Origin of the sequence: Lysobacter soli (assembly GCF_003382285.1) — a bacterium.
Lineage (GTDB): Bacteria > Pseudomonadota > Gammaproteobacteria > Xanthomonadales > Xanthomonadaceae > Lysobacter_J > Lysobacter_J soli.
On the sequence record NZ_QTJR01000004.1, the window covers coordinates 51,932 to 66,109 of the forward strand.

General features: G+C 68.3%; 11 protein-coding genes. 1 reads left to right on the forward strand and 10 read right to left on the reverse strand.

Going from position 1 to position 14,178, the window contains the following annotated elements:
* The first annotated feature begins 58 nt into the window (after positions 1-58).
* A complete protein-coding gene (locus DX912_RS07445) occupies positions 59-604 on the forward strand; it encodes a cysteine hydrolase family protein (protein WP_267896503.1) in 546 nt (181 codons plus the stop codon).
* Here DX912_RS07445 and DX912_RS07450 read toward each other — a convergent pair.
* The 10 genes from DX912_RS07450 to DX912_RS07495 all read right to left on the reverse strand — a co-directional run bounded on the left by DX912_RS07450 (position 591) and on the right by DX912_RS07495 (position 14,172).
* Positions 591-2,420 carry a carboxypeptidase regulatory-like domain-containing protein gene (locus DX912_RS07450; RefSeq protein ID WP_115841868.1) on the reverse strand — a complete coding sequence of 610 codons (1,830 nt, stop codon included), beginning with the start codon at positions 2,418-2,420 and terminating at the stop codon, positions 591-593. The two genes, DX912_RS07445 and DX912_RS07450, sit on opposite strands and share 14 nt — an antisense overlap.
* Positions 2,417-4,594 carry a hypothetical protein gene (locus DX912_RS07455; RefSeq protein ID WP_115841869.1) on the reverse strand — a complete coding sequence of 726 codons (2,178 nt, stop codon included), beginning with the start codon at positions 4,592-4,594 and terminating at the stop codon, positions 2,417-2,419. Before DX912_RS07455 ends, DX912_RS07450 begins: the two co-directional genes overlap by 4 nt.
* Positions 4,591-5,721 (reverse strand): BatA domain-containing protein, encoded by a 1,131-nt coding sequence (locus DX912_RS07460; RefSeq protein ID WP_115841870.1) that lies wholly within the window; start codon positions 5,719-5,721, stop codon positions 4,591-4,593. The genes DX912_RS07455 and DX912_RS07460 overlap by 4 nt, the downstream gene beginning before the upstream one ends.
* Complete coding sequence (locus DX912_RS07465; RefSeq protein WP_181902752.1) at positions 5,718-6,632, reverse strand: DUF58 domain-containing protein; 915 nt, start codon at positions 6,630-6,632, stop codon at positions 5,718-5,720. The genes DX912_RS07460 and DX912_RS07465 overlap by 4 nt, the downstream gene beginning before the upstream one ends.
* A 13-nt stretch (positions 6,633-6,645) precedes the next feature.
* Complete coding sequence (locus DX912_RS07470; RefSeq protein ID WP_115841871.1) at positions 6,646-7,641, reverse strand: AAA family ATPase; 996 nt, start codon at positions 7,639-7,641, stop codon at positions 6,646-6,648.
* 119 nt (positions 7,642-7,760) lie between these two features.
* Entirely contained in the window at positions 7,761-8,462 is a 702-nt protein-coding gene (locus DX912_RS07475) for a DUF4159 domain-containing protein (RefSeq protein WP_115841872.1), read from the reverse strand.
* Entirely contained in the window at positions 8,459-10,084 is a 1,626-nt protein-coding gene (locus tag DX912_RS07480; protein ID WP_115841873.1) for a TldD/PmbA family protein, read from the reverse strand. The genes DX912_RS07475 and DX912_RS07480 overlap by 4 nt, the downstream gene beginning before the upstream one ends.
* Positions 10,085-10,099: 15 nt before the next feature.
* Entirely contained in the window at positions 10,100-11,434 is a 1,335-nt protein-coding gene (locus tag DX912_RS07485) for a TldD/PmbA family protein (RefSeq protein WP_115841874.1), read from the reverse strand.
* Between the two features lie 23 nt (positions 11,435-11,457).
* A complete protein-coding gene (locus tag DX912_RS07490; RefSeq protein ID WP_181902753.1) occupies positions 11,458-13,086 on the reverse strand; it encodes a TldD/PmbA family protein in 1,629 nt (542 codons plus the stop codon).
* A 252-nt stretch (positions 13,087-13,338) separates the two neighbouring features.
* Positions 13,339-14,172 (reverse strand): PhzF family phenazine biosynthesis protein, encoded by an 834-nt coding sequence (locus DX912_RS07495; RefSeq protein ID WP_115841876.1) that lies wholly within the window; start codon positions 14,170-14,172, stop codon positions 13,339-13,341.
* Positions 14,173-14,178 lie beyond the last annotated feature (6 nt).

Genomic DNA, 14,178 nt, shown 5'->3' on the forward strand with positions numbered 1-14,178 from the left:
CGGCACGCTCACCTCGTCGCGTCGATCCTAGCCTTCCCGTTCTTGGTCGCAGCGACGCGTGAAAGGCCACGCCCTCCTCATCATCGACATGATCAACGCCCTGGATTTCCCGCGGGGCGACAAGCTGCTCGCCGCGGCCCTGCCGGCCGCACGCAACATCGCGCGCCTGAAGAAGCGGCTGAAGCCGCGCGGCGTGCCGGCGATCTACGTCAACGACAACTACGGCCAATGGCGTTCGGACTTCAAGCAGGTCGTCGCCGAGTGCGGCGCGGCGGGTTCGCTCGGCGCGCCGCTGGTGAAGCTGCTGCATCCGGAGGACGACGACTTCTTCGTCCTGAAGCCCGAGCGCAGCGGCTTTCGCGATACACCGCTGCGCATGCTGCTGGGCAAGCTCGGTGCGAAGAAGCTGATCCTGACCGGCGTCGCGCTGGACGTCTGCGTGTTCGCCACCGCGACCGATGCCGACATGCACGGCTTCGAACTGCGCGTGCCGTCCGATTGCGTCGCGTCCGAGACGCAGGGTCGGCGCACGGCTTCACTGAAGCTGCTGCGCGATGCCTTGCAGGCCGACACGCGCCCGTCACGCTCGATCACGCTGCGCTGATGCGGCGCCCCATGCGCGAACGCTCGAACCACCACAACGCCGCGCTCGCGACCAGCCAGCCGAGCCACCACGGCCAACGCGCGCCCGGTCGATCCGGGCCCGTCGCCTGATCGTTCGCAACATTCGAAGTGGACGATGCGAGGCGCAGTGTTGCCTCACGCATCGACTGCGCGCGCATGCCCGGCGCCGCATCGTGGGCGCGCACGAAGAACGCCTGTTCGCGATCGCCCGATCGCACGCGGTGCCAGCCCGCCGATTCCGGCCAGAACGCGGCGCAACCACGGGCCGCCGGATCGCGCAGCACGCGATGCATCGAACCGTCGGGTCCAACGACCGACGCGCCCTCCTGCACGCCGCAGAGCGACATCCGCTCGCCCTGCCACGCATCGGCGTCGATATCGAATGTCGCGTGGGTTCGCGCGCGCGCCAGTGTCGAGACGGCATCGCTCCACAGCTGCGCATGGCGATCGTCGCGACCGCCAAGCACCAGGCGATAGCTGTCGGCCAGCAACGACACCCCCACGCGACCGCGCCCGTGTGCGCGCCACATGGCGAGCACCGCGCCATTCGCATCGCGCAGCAGCGTCACACCATCGGCAGCGCCGAGCTTCGCATCGCGACGCGTGAGTTCCGGCACGGCGACCGGCGGTTCCTCGTGCGAACGCGGCGCGTCCTGCGTACCGGGACCCAGCCGTGCGCGCTCGGCGGCATCGTCGCGGGCGCCCTGCGCAAGCTTCGCGACAGTGGAGTCGCGGCCACCCTCGACGACGAAACCGAGCGCGCGCAGGCGCGCACGTTCGTTCGCCGACAGCGCGCCCGTCACGCGAATCATCAGACCCAGGCCATCGCGCACTGCGGCATCAAGCGCGCCACGCTGCGCATCGCCGAGCGACGACCACGCGCGCTCGTCGAGGATGACGACGTCGAAGCGCGACAGCGTTGCGGCATCGATTGAAACCGGCGCATCGCCCAGCTGCACGCCACCGCCGACCGCCATCTGCGTCTGCGCCGGCAGGCCGGCGTCTTCCAGCCAGCGGCGCAGGTATTTCACTTCCGGGTTGGGTGCACCGGCGATCACCAGCACGCGCGGCGGCGACTGCGCCTCGACCTGGACCGGCACGTCGACGTCTTCGACCGCACGCTGGCGCGCATCGAGCACGCGGACGCGGAACATTGCGCTGCCTTCGCCGCGCGCGGTGGCGGTCAGGGCGAAGCGCCCGTCGGCCGGCAGCGTCATCTGGTCGACGCGACGTCGCGCCGGATCGAGCAGTTCAACGACGCCCCCCTGCACGCCGCCGACGCGACCGGACACGCTGAATTCGTCACCCACCGCGATGCGCTCTTGTGCATGCAGTTCGAGCACGCCACGCGGCAGCGGCGGCGCTTCGAACTCGACGACGAGGCCCGATGCCGCATCGCGATCGCGCGCATCGAGGCCTTCGCCGATGCCGCGCACGCGCTGCGTGCCGGGATGTCGTCGCAATGCGGTCGCGAGATCCGGCGCGCGCTCGACCTCCGCCCACGTCGGAGCTTCGGGAAGCGCGACCAGCGCATCGCCGGACGCGACCTGCGTGCGCTGCGCGCCAGCGGTGGCGATCACCAGCGTGCCCGCGCGACCGGGCACCGTCGGCGGCCACAGCGCGAAGTAGAGCAGCGCGGCACACAGCGGTTGCGCGACAAGCAGCGCCGCGATGCGCGCCGGGTGCGAGCGCTGAGCCGGCTCGGCGCGCAGGTGGCGCACGAGCAGGCGCACGATCGCGATGACCGTCGCGAGCCCGAGCACCCAGGCCGTCGTCGTCGGCGTGAACCACGTCATCGCGCGTTCTCCTGCCGCAGTGCGTCGAGATAGCGTCGACCGGCCGCATCGCCGTCGTCGCGACGCGGCACCGCGGCCGGCGGCCGCGACAGCAGCGGCCACAGTTGCGCGCGCAGTTCGCTCCGGCACGACGCGCACGATGGTTCGGCGCGCAGCGCATCGATCGCGGCGATCAGCGACAGCGGATCGGCCACGCGCGATTCGTTGGCACGCAGCCAGCGGTCGAGTGCGGCGAAGTCGATGTCGCCCGTGCGAGCGCGCGCGTCGTCGAGCGCCTGCCACAACTGCAGCAGCGCGGGATCGGGCGCCGTCGCCGCGACCAGCGCATCGCCGCGGCGCGCGATGCCCGTGCGGTCGCCGCTCATGCGGCGCGATTCGTCGATGGGCGGAAGCTCCGGCCCCACGCGCGCAAGGTAGATGCGGCTGGCCTGCTGCACCTGCTTGATGTGCTTGAGCGCGGTGTACGCATAGGGCAGCGCGAGGTCGGGATGCCCCTGGCGAAGATGACCTTCCGACTGCCACATCGCGTCGAGTGCGAGCTTCAGCGTTGCGCGCGTTTCCGGATCGAGCAGCGTCGCCGCTTCGGCGTGATCGTGCGTGTGCCCGTATTCCTCCAGCACCGCGCCTTCCTGCCCGAAAGTCGAGGGCGTCGCGGCGGCGTTGTCGTGCGCGTGATCGTCCGTCGCCGGTTCGTTCGCGTGGTCGTGTTCGTCTTCGGTCGCCGATTCGGTGACGGCGGCAACGTCATCCGACGTCGGCGGCGGCTTCGGCTTGCCTTCGGCCTCTTCGCCGAGGAACTGGCCGTAACGCAGGCGCAGGATGCGCTGGTCGACGCCGATCGCATCGCTGCGCCGCAGGTATTCGGTGGCGTCGAGGCGGCGCTTTTCCTTCAACAGCGCTTCGGCGTCGATGATGATCTGGCGCTGGCTGCGGAAGTACGCCGGCATCACCTTGCGCACCATGCCTTCCATATCGCTGGTTTCGGTGCCGAGGTCCGAAGGCCAGCGCAGGATGAGGCTCGCGCTGCGCGCGTTCTGCGGCGACGGCGTGCGGTTGTCTTCCACCTCCAGCTGCGCGATCAGGTCGTCGCCCACCGAAAAGCCGAGCGCGCGCAGGTCGAGCGAATGCGAGAAGCGCTTCGTCGTCGCGCTGCCGGTGCTGCGCAACGCGACGGTCTGCTCGCGGAAGGTGATGTTCTCGCCGCTGCCCTGCGCAAGCGTGATGCGCAGCTTCGCGGTGTTCGCGATGCCGTAATCGTCGCTCGCTTCGAACGAAACCGACCACGCCTTCTGGTTCGCGGTGGCGAGGCTCAAGCTGCGGTCGGGTTCGATCACGCGCACCTGCGGCGGGCGATCGGCCACAGCATCGAGGCGATGCGGTTTGGCATCGCGCAGCGGCGGCGCATCGGTCAGGCTCAGTCGATACAGCGCCGAACGCGTGAGCACGTGCTCGCCGCGCCAGACGTCGCCATCGCGACGCAGCGCGACGCGACGGCCGTCGTGGAAGACGAGTTCGACCGCGGCAGGCTGCGGCGCGAGGCGCAGCGTCCACGACAAACGCGTGCCCTGCGGCGCGCGCGTGTCGAGCGAAGGCTCGTCGCGTGCAGCCTGTCGCGTGTAGCTGGGCGGCGCAACGCGCAGGTTCTGCTCGACGATGCGCGTGTGCGTCGGACTGGCGGCCTCGCCGCTGAGCTGCGCGACGACGTCGTTGAAGGCCTGCTCAGGACGATTCGGCCAGAACAGCGCGGCGGCGGACACGACGGCCGCGACCAGCGTCGAGAGCACGATCGCGCGCGTCGACCAGCGCGGACGAAGGTCCGGTGTCGCGCCGCGCTCAAGACGCTCGATCAGCCGGGCACGCTGGAGGCGTTCGAGCGTCGACATGGACGCTTCGGGCGCGAACAGCAGGTCCGTGCTGTCTTCCATGTCCAGACGCGTCGCGTCCAGGCGCTGTACGAGCCAGTGCGTGTCGAGCTTGCGCGCGCTATGCATCGCGAACGCCACGACGATGGCGGTCGCGATGACGAACATCGCCACGGCCACGCCGACGCCTTGCCATCGCGAGGCGATGGCCGCGATGGCAAAGGCCCACGGCAGCGTGCGCGCGACGGCGTCGAGCGCGACGCGTGTGCGGGCGTGCTGCAACGTCTGGCGCAGCAGCGCGGTCGCGTTCATGGCGCCACCGCGCGACGCGACGACGTCGCGAGCCAGCGTTCTAGCAGGAAGACCAGCGCGATGAGCAACGCCAGCCATGCCTGGAGATCGCGTGGCGAGATCGGGAACGTCGGGCCACCCGTCAGCGGTGTGTGCTCAGCGGACAGAACGCGCGACGGGGACGCGACCGGCGGTTCGAGCGCGTCGCGCAGATGCTGCGGGAACGTGGCGTCGAGCAGCTGCGGCATCGCCTGCGGAGCGAGCGTGCGCGTGAAGCGAAGCACGCGGCCGCGGCCGTACGCGGCGCCTTCGATCAACGTCGAGCCGCCTTCATCGCGCCACAGCGGCGTCCACGCGGTCACGTCGGCGAACTTCGCGTCGGCGTCGAGCAACAGCGTGATGCCGTTGCGTGCATAATCGCCAACCTTCGACGGAACATCGCCCGGTGCAAGCCAGGCGAAGTGTTTCACGCTGACGGGTTTGGGCTGATCTGGCGCCTGCCACGCACGCACGGCGGCGCGCAGGTAGCGGGCAGCGGACTCGCGATCGGCCGAATGATGGATGTCCAACGCTAGCGGGGGCAGCGCCTTCTGTGCCACATCCGCCGTCATCGCACCGGGCACAACGCGCCAGTCGACCTTCCTCGACAACACGATGCGTCGGCCGTCGGCATGATCGATGCGCGCCGGCACGAAGACGGTGAGCACGACCTCTTCCGGTAGGTTCGCATCGAGCTCGCGCAACAGGCTCGGAAGCGATGCGTTCGCCGCATCCGGCATCGCCTCTACCTCCGGAAAACCCGGCGCCAGCCAATGCCAACGCGCCTGTGGCGAGTCCAACGCCGCTCGCGCTTTTGCGAGATCTACACCCGGCGCCACGGCGACGTACGGCGCATGCGATTCACCGCCGTGCAGCACGGGACGCGCGAGCAGCAGCGCCATCAGCGCGACCAGCAGCAGGCGCAGGATCAGCAGCGGCCATTCGTCGAAGCGGATGCGATGCCGCGGCTTGGGCTTCTGCCGCAGCCAGCGCAATGCGGCGAACGCGGTCGGGCGCTGCTCGCTGCGGCGCGCTAGGTGGATCGCCAGCGGGATCAGCAGTGCGCCCAGTGCAGCCAGCGCGGCGGGGATCAGGAACGCGAGACTCACGCGTACTCCGCGGCGTCGCGCGCGCCGAACAGCCGGCGCAGCGGCAGGTCGAGCGGCTGGTCGAGCACGTATTCGGCGTGGCGGATGCCGCTGGAATCCAGCCGCGCATCGAGCTCAAGCCGCGCCTGCGTGAAGCGCGCCAGGAACTGCGCACGCATCGCGGCACCGTCGCCGAGCAGTTCCTCGCCCGTTTCCGGATCGTGGAAGCGATGGCCGCCGCTGAAGGGGAAGTCGCGCTCCTCGGCGGTGAGGATGCGCACCGTCAGCACTTCGCGACGCGCGGCGGCCAGGCGCGTCATCACATCGATGGCGCCTTCGTCGAAACCGTCGCTGAGCAGCACCACCAGATCGCCCGCGCCGATGCGTTCCCACAGCGGGCGTAGCTTTTCCGGCGACGGCCATTGCCCGCGCGCTTCAAGTCCGTGCAGTTCGAGCAGGAAACGGTCGCGCTGGCGCAGCCCCGCGCCCGGCGCGAGCAGCCGCACGCCGTCGTCGCGCAATGCGACCAGGCCAAAGCGGTCGCCCTGTCGCAGCGCGAGTTCCGCCACACATGCGGCGAGTCCCTTCGCGGCGGCAAGTCGCGACCAGCCCGGACGCGCCTTGTCTTCCTGCGCCATCGATGCGCTGGCGTCGATCAGCAGCCACGCGGCGAGCGGACTTTCGCGTTCGGCCTCGCGGACGAAGAAGCGGTCCGAGCGCGCGTAGAGCTTCCAGTCGATCTGGCGCAGTTCGTCGCCCGGCTCGTACGCGCGGTACTGCGCGAATTCCAGTCCCGCGCCACGACTGCGGCTGTGATGCAGCCCGAGCCCCTGCAGCCCGACCGCACGTCGCGAAGTCAGGCGCAGGTCCTTCAGCCGCGCGCGCACGGCGGGCGGGATGAAGTCGGCGATACGGGTGCCGGGCGCGTTCATCGGAACGTGGCGATCAGCCGTTGAACGGCACCGCGCGCAGCAGCGCGGCGATCACGTCGTCGGCGCTCTTCTGCTCCGCTTCGGCGGCGAACGACAGCAGCAGGCGATGGCGCATCACCGGCGCGGCGAGCGCGGCGATGTCCTCGCGCGTCGCGGCGAGGCGTCCGTGCAGCAGCGCGCGCGCCTTCGCCGCGAGGACCAGCGACTGGCCCGCGCGCGGACCGGCGCCCCACTTCACCCACTGCTTCACTTCGTCCGGCACGTCGGCGCCGGGGCGCGTGGCGCGCACCAGGCGCGTGACCCACGCGAGCAGGTCGTCGCCGAAATGCACCTCGCGCACCAGCGCCTGCAGCGCGAGCACTTCCTCGCCGTGCATCACGCTGGGCACGTGCGCGCTGTGCGTGCCGGTGGTCTGCGCAAGGATGTCGCGCTCCTCGCGTTCTGTCGGGTAATCCACGCGGATGTGCAGCAGGAAGCGGTCCAGCTGCGCTTCGGGCAGCGGATACGTGCCGGCCTGTTCGATCGGATTCTGCGTCGCCAGTACGAAGAACGGCGCCGGCAGCGTGTGCGTCACGCCGGCATAGCTGACGGTGCGTTCCTGCATCGCTTCCAGCAATGCGGCCTGCGTTTTCGGCGGCGTGCGGTTGAGTTCGTCGGCGAGCAGCAGGTTGGTGAAGATCGGACCCGGCTGGAAGCGGAAATGACGATGGCCGGTGCCGTGGTCTTCTTCCAGCAGTTCCGTGCCGAGGATGTCGCTGGGCATCAGGTCGGGCGTGAACTGGACGCGGCGGAACTGCAGTTCCAGCGCCTGTCCCAGCGAGCGCACCAGCAGCGTCTTGCCCAGGCCCGGCACGCCTTCGAGCAGGCAGTGGCCGCCGGCGAGCAGGCCGATGAGCAACTGCTCGACGACGGATTCCTGGCCGACGATGGCCTGCGCGATGGCGCTGCGCAGCGTGCCGAGGCGTTCGAGCTGGGTCTTGAGTTGCGCTTCGGTGAGGGTGTGGTTCATGTGTGGAGTCCGGGTTCGCTCTTGCTCGTCATTCCCGCACACGCGGGAATCCAGTGCCTTCGTCGTCCGCCCTGAAGTCGCTGGATCCCCGCTTTCGCGGGGATGACGACCCTGGGGCATCAACTGCTCAACGCATACATCACGATGTTGACGGCGAACTTCGTGTTGTCCTCTGCGAGGAAACGCTTGTTGCGCCAGTCGTAATCCCACTCGCAGCCGTAATCCTTGTTGCTGTAGAGCACGCCCAGGCGGCCGTCGATCTCGATGCCCTTGAGGTAGTCATGCACCAGGTCGTCGCCCCAGCCGTTGAGTTCGAACGTAGTAGCCGGCGGGCCGTCCTTGAACTCGAAGAAGCTGCGGTACAGCGCGTGGTTGTTCGGCAGCTTCTTCAGCGCCTTCGGGCCGAAGATCTTCGCCATCTGTTCCTCGAACGACTTGGCGAACAATCCGTCGATGTCGTGGTTGCAGTCGTCGACGAAAACGAAGCCGCCGTTGCGCACGTAACGTTCGAAGTTGCGACGTTCGGCCGGATTGAAGTCCACCAGCTTGTGGCCGGCGAGGTAGCAGAAGGGCGCAGTGAGCATCTTCGGATCGGCCAGCGCCAGCACGTGTTCCTTCGGGTCGACGCGCAGGTGGGTGTAGTCGATCAGCGAGGTGATCAGGTTCGCCGGCATCCGCTGGTCGACGTCCCAGTCGCCGGAGTCGTACTTCAACCGCGTCAGCCAGAAGTCGTAGTCCGCAGCCGCCGCCTGCGCGAGAGGCGGCAGCATCGCGGCTGCCGCGCTTCCCAGCATCAGGCGGAGGAACTGCGCGCGGTTCATATCGACCGCGCGGTATTGATGACGTTGATCCCGTTGAACCGCGCCGTGGCCGCGCCGTGCGACACCGCCGAGACCTGGCTCGGCTGGCCCTTGCCGTCGAAGAACGAGCCGTTGAGGCGGAAGTCGCGCTCGTCGCAGATCGCCACGCACGCGTTCCAGAATTCCGGCGTGCGGATCTGGTACGCGGCGTCTTCGACGAGGCCGGTGACCTTGCCGTTCCTGATTTCGTAGAACAGCTGGCCGCCGAACTGCGCGTTGTAGCGCTGCTGGTCGATGGAGTACGAACCGCGGCCGTGCACGTACAGGCCGTTCTCGACGTCCTTGACCATGTCGGCGACGCTGAGCGGCGTCTTGCCCGGCATCAGCGAAACGTTCGCCATGCGTTGGAACTGCACGCTCGACCACGAATCGGCGTAGCTGCAACCGTGCGATTCGGTGTGGCCGAGGATGTGGGCTTCGTCGCGCGTGGCCTGGTAATCGACGAGCACGCCGTCGCGCACCAGGTCCCACTGCTTCGTCTTCACGCCTTCATCGTCGTAGCCGACCGCGCCGAGGCTGCCCGGACGCGTCTTGTCGGCGACGAAGTTGACGATGTCGCTGCCCCACTTGTAGCCGGCGTCGCGCTTGTCGAGCGTGGCGAAGCTGGTGCCTGCGTAGTTGGCCTCGTAGCCGAGCACGCGGTCGAGTTCGAGCGGATGGCCGACGTTCTCGTGGATGGTGAGGAACAGATTCGTCGGATCGATGACCAGGTCGTACTTGCCCGGCTTCACCGACGGCGCCTTGAGCTTGGCGCGTGCGTCGCGCGCGGCCTGCACCGCGTCTTCCACCACGTCGTAGCTGGTGGCGTAGGCGGTGATGCCGCCGGGCAGCGCGCGCTTGCCGGCCGCCGCGCCGTCCAGGTATTCGTAGCCCATGCCCATCGGTGCGGACAGGCCATTGCGCGTGCGGAACTTGCCGCTCGCCTTGTCCACCGCGGTGGCCGTCACCGGCAACCAGATGCGATGGATGTCCTGGTCGACGTAACTGCCGTCGGTGGACGCGAAGTATTTCTGTTCGTTGATGAGGAACAGCGTGGAGTTGAAGAAATCCGCGCCGGCCTTCATCGCCGCGGCATTGACCGACAGCAGCAGGTCGACCTTGTCCTTGATCGGCACTTCCATGCCGTTCTTGCGGATAGGCGTGGCCCAGCGCACCTCGCCCAATGCGGGCGTGGGCGCCAGTTCGACCTTGCGCGTCTGGTTGCGCGCGTTGGCCTTCGCGATCGACAACGCGGTGCGCGTCGCCTGCGCGACGGCTTCCGGCGTCTGCACGTGCGTGGCGGCGAAGCCCCACGCGCCGTCGGCGAGCACGCGCACGCCCACGCCCGAGGACTCGGCGTTGACGACGTTTTCCACGCGCGCTTCGCGGGTAATGACCGACTGGCGCAGGTAGCGGCCGATGCGCACGTCGGAATACTGCGCGCCGCCTGCACGGGCCGTGGTGAGCGCGGCGTCGGCGAGCTGCCGGCGACGTGCATGATCGACCGGTTCCAGCAGCGCTTCCGCAGCAACGCTGCGCCCGAACGGGAGCAGCGCGCCTGCCGTGGTCAAACCGGTGAAGCTGAGGAAATCACGACGTTGCACGATCGAACTTCCCCGTCACACCGCGTCGGACAGCGAGGTGAAGGTGAAATCGCGCAGCTTCATCGGCGGGATCATCATCACGAACGAGGATTCATCGCCGGCCACGCGCACCGGACGGCCGAGTTCCTCGATGTTGTTGAGCATGATCACCGGCGACTCGTTGAAGCGGAAGTTCTTCACCGGGTGCTTGATCTGGCCGTTCTCGATGTAAAAGGTGCCGTCGCGCGTGAGGCCGGTCAGCAGCACGGTCTGCGGATCGACCATGCGGATGTACCAGGTGCGCGTGACGAGGATGCCCTTCTGCGTGCCGCGCACCAGGTCGGCCGTGGACTTGTCGCCGCCGGCGACCAGCAGGTTGCCCGGCTCGCCCACGGCGCGCTTGCCCTGCTTCTTGGCCCAGTAGCGCGAGTAGTTGAGCGCGACGACCTTGCCGTTCTCGACGATGTTCATCTTCTCGCGCGGCAGGCCTTCGGAATCCCACGGCAGCACCGGCGCGCGCGGATCCCACGGGTCGGCGCTGATGTTCACGCGCGAGTCGTAGACCTGCTCGCCGAGCTTGTTGCCGCCGCCCTTCTTCGACAGGAAGCTGCGGCCTTCGTCGGCCTGGCGCGCGTCGAAGAAATTCATCATGAACGAGATCAGGCCCGCGGCCGCGGCCGGTTCCAGGATCACGGTGTACTTGCCCGGCTCCAGCGCCTTGGCTTCGGCCGATTCGGTGGCCTTGCGCATGGCGGTGCGGATGTCGGCGTCGGCCTTGAAGTCCGACGCGTCCTTCAGGTTGCGACCGACCCAGCCCGAACCGCGGCCGTCTTCGGTGCGCACGGTGCAGGTGTAGTTGAAGTTCGCGCCGCGCTGGTAGGCGAAGTTGCCGTTGGAGTTGGCGATGGCCACGAAGTTCTGGCCGTCTTCCAGGAAGCCCGCGGCGATCAGCTTCTCGCCCTTGCACGGGCCGATGGAATCGGCCGCCACCTTGGCGCGGTATTCCGGCGTGATGCCCGCCGTGGATTCGCTGAAGGTCGGGCTCGGCTTGTAGGTCTGCTTCTCGATCGCCGGCATGAACTCCGGGTTTTCCGGCGCCAGGCGCGCGAGGTCCTCGGCGCGACGCACGACGCGTTCGAGCGAGGCGTCGTCGAACTCGTTGATGGTCGCCGTGCCCACGCGGTTGCCGAAGGCGACTTCGACCGCGAGTTCGGTGTTGTCGACGATGCCGCTGGTGGAGATGTTGTTCAGCGCGAAACGGATGTTGCCGTCGACCGAGCCCGACAGCGTCGCGCTGATCTGGTCGGCCTTGGACAGCTTGATGACCTTGTCCAGGATGGCCTTGGACTGTTCTTCGGTGAAGATGCTCATTTATTCAGTTCTCCAGCGCGCGATCAGCCGAGGCTGCGGGCGGTGTTGATGACGTTGATGCCGTTGAAGCGCGCCGTGCTCGAACCGTGCGAGACCGCCGAAACCTGGCCCGGCTGGCCCTTGCCGTCGAAGAACGAACCGCCGAGGCGATAGTCGCTTTCGTCGCAGACGGCGGCGCAGGCGTTCCAGAATTCCGGCGTGCGGATCTGGTAGGCGACGTCCTCGATCTGCTGGGTGATCTTGCCGTTCTTGATCTCGTAGAACAGCTGGCCGCCGAACTGCGCGTTGTAGCGCTGCTGGTCGATGGAGAAGGAACCGTCGCCGATGATGTAGATGCCGTTCTCGACGTCCTTGATCATGTCGGCGACCGACAGCTTGTTCTTGCCCGGCGCCAGCGACACGTTGGCCATGCGCTGGAACTGCACGCTCGACCACGAGTCGGCGTAGCAGCAGCCGTCGGATTCGGTCTTGCCGAGGATGTGGGCCTGGTCGCGGATGGTCTGGTAGTCGACCAGCTTGCCGTCGCTGATGAGGTCCCACTTCTTGGTCTTCACGCCTTCGTCGTCGTACCCGACGGCGCCGAGGCTGCCCGGCTGGATCTTGTCGGCGAAGATGTTGACGATGCCGCTGCCGTACTGGAAGCGCTCCTTCTGCTTGTCCAGCGTGGCGAAGCTGGTGCCGGCGTAGTTGGCTTCGTAGCCGAGCACGCGGTCGAGTTCGAGCGGATGGCCGACCGACTCGTGGATGGTGAGCCAGGTGTGCGACGGATCGAGCACGAGGTCGTACTTGCCCGGCTTGACCGACGGCGCCTTCAGCTTGGCCTTCGCCTGCTTTGCGGCCGCGATGGCGTCTTCCTTCATGTCGTACGACAGGCCGTAGTTCACGACGCCGTTCGGCGAGATCACCTTGCCCGACGATGCGCCGTCCAGGTACTCGAACCCCAGGCCCATCGGCGAGGACAGGCCGTCGCGCGTGCGGAACTTGCCGGTGGCCTGGTCGATGGCGGTGACGGTCATCGGCGCCCAGATGCGGTGCACGTCCTGGTCGATGTAGCTGCCGTCGGTGGACGCGAAGTACTTCTGCTCGTTCACCAGGAACAGCATCGAGTTGACGAAGTTCGCGCCGGCGTTGATCGCCGCGGCGTTCACGCCAAGCAGCAGGTCGGCCTTGTCCTTCAGCGGCACTTCCATCGCGTTCTTCTTGATGGGCGTCTTCCACGACACCTCGCCCACGCCCGGCGCCTTGGCCAGCTGGACCGGCGTGGTCTGCATCTTCGCGTTGGCCTTGGCGATCGCCGCGGCCTGCTGCGCGGCCTTCACCACGCCCTGCGTGTTCAGCGCGTTGGTGGCGGCGAAGCCCCACGCGCCGTTGACCAGCACGCGCACGCCGATGCCGGTGGACTCGGTGTTCACGACGTTCTGGACCTTGTCCTCGCGCGTGATGACGAACTGGCGCAGGTAACGGCCGATGCGGACGTCGGAATAGCTGGCGCCCGCGGACGTGGCGGCCTGCAGCGCGGCGTCGGCCAGCTGCTTCTTCTTGGCCACGTCGAGGGTGGTGAGCAGCTCTTCGGCGGCGATGGCGCGGCCGAACGGCAACATCAGCCCGGCGACACCGATGCCGGACATGGTGAGGAAGGAACGTCTATCCACTGTTGTAGTACCCCCGGAGTGGGCCCGCGGACGCCGGAACGGCGGGCGGGCAGGCGATCGAGACAAAATCGCACCGACTGTGGGTGGGGGGCTCGGGGGCCGTCAAGTGACGAACGGGCTATAGGCGTTGGTCGTAAGGCGGCGCGGGGCGGAAGTGTGCGCTGGGTCGTGTGCGACGCTCGGGGCAGCGACTGTGCCGAATGCGGTGGAATGGCGAGGAACTCGCCAGGCACCGCATTCAATGGATGGCGATCAACCGGCGATCGCCACTGCCGCGCCGCTGACGCGTACGCCGTCGCGAAGGTTTTCCGGCACGGCGACGTCCAGCCGGCTCGGTCGCCCAAGGTCCACGCCCTGGTGGATGACGAACGCGCGTTCGGCAGGCAGCGCGTCGTTCGCCGCCAGGTACGCGCCGAGCGCTGCGGCCGCGGCGCCGGTCGCCGCATCCTCGACCACGCCGCCGGGCGGGAACGGGTTGCGTGCGTGGAAAGTGGTGTCGTTCTCGCGATGGATGAGGTCGATCGTCGTCCAGTCGCGCGCGGCCATCAGCGCGGCGAGTGCGTCGTAGTCGTAGTCCAGCCGCGCGAGTCGAGCGCGCGACGCGACCGCGATCACCGGATGCCACGCACCCGCGTATCCGATCGCCGGCGGCAAGGCGGGATCGAGTTCATCGCGATCCCAACCCAGCGCGGCCAGCACGGCCGTCAGGTCCTCGTCCGCGAGCGGCTCCACGCGCGGCGCCACGCTGACCAGCGTCGCGCGTTGGCCCGCATCGACGTCCACCCGCACGACGCCGGCGCGCGTGTGCAACGTGCGCTCGCCCGCGCCGTGCCGCTGCGCATGCGCGATGACGGCGGCGACAGTCGCGTGCCCGCAGAAGGTGACTTCCGCCCGTGGGCTGAAATAGCGCACGTCGAACGCGCCGTCCTCGCGCGGCGAGAAGAACGCGGTTTCCGAATAGCCGACGTCGGCGGCGATCTGCTGCATCTGCGCGTCGGTGAGTCCGCGCGCGTCGAGCACGACACCGGCGGGATTGCCGCCGGCCGGATCGGTGGTGAAGGCGGTGTAGCGCAGGATCTCGGTCATGGCGGG

Bases quoted from the DNA above. Each gene is read 5' to 3' on its own strand.
- DX912_RS07450 (WP_115841868.1), bottom strand. From the start codon at position 2,420: ATGACGTGGTTCACGCCGACGACGACGGCCTGGGTGCTCGGGCTCGCG.
- DX912_RS07455 (WP_115841869.1), bottom strand. From the start codon at position 4,594: ATGAACGCGACCGCGCTGCTGCGCCAGACGTTGCAGCACGCCCGCACA.
- DX912_RS07465 (WP_181902752.1), bottom strand. From the start codon at position 6,632: ATGAACGCGCCCGGCACCCGTATCGCCGACTTCATCCCGCCCGCCGTG.
- DX912_RS07470 (WP_115841871.1), bottom strand. From the start codon at position 7,641: ATGAACCACACCCTCACCGAAGCGCAACTCAAGACCCAGCTCGAACGC.
- DX912_RS07475 (WP_115841872.1), bottom strand. From the start codon at position 8,462: ATGAACCGCGCGCAGTTCCTCCGCCTGATGCTGGGAAGCGCGGCAGCC.
- DX912_RS07485 (WP_115841874.1), bottom strand. From the start codon at position 11,434: ATGAGCATCTTCACCGAAGAACAGTCCAAGGCCATCCTGGACAAGGTC.
- DX912_RS07495 (WP_115841876.1), bottom strand. From the start codon at position 14,172: ATGACCGAGATCCTGCGCTACACCGCCTTCACCACCGATCCGGCCGGC.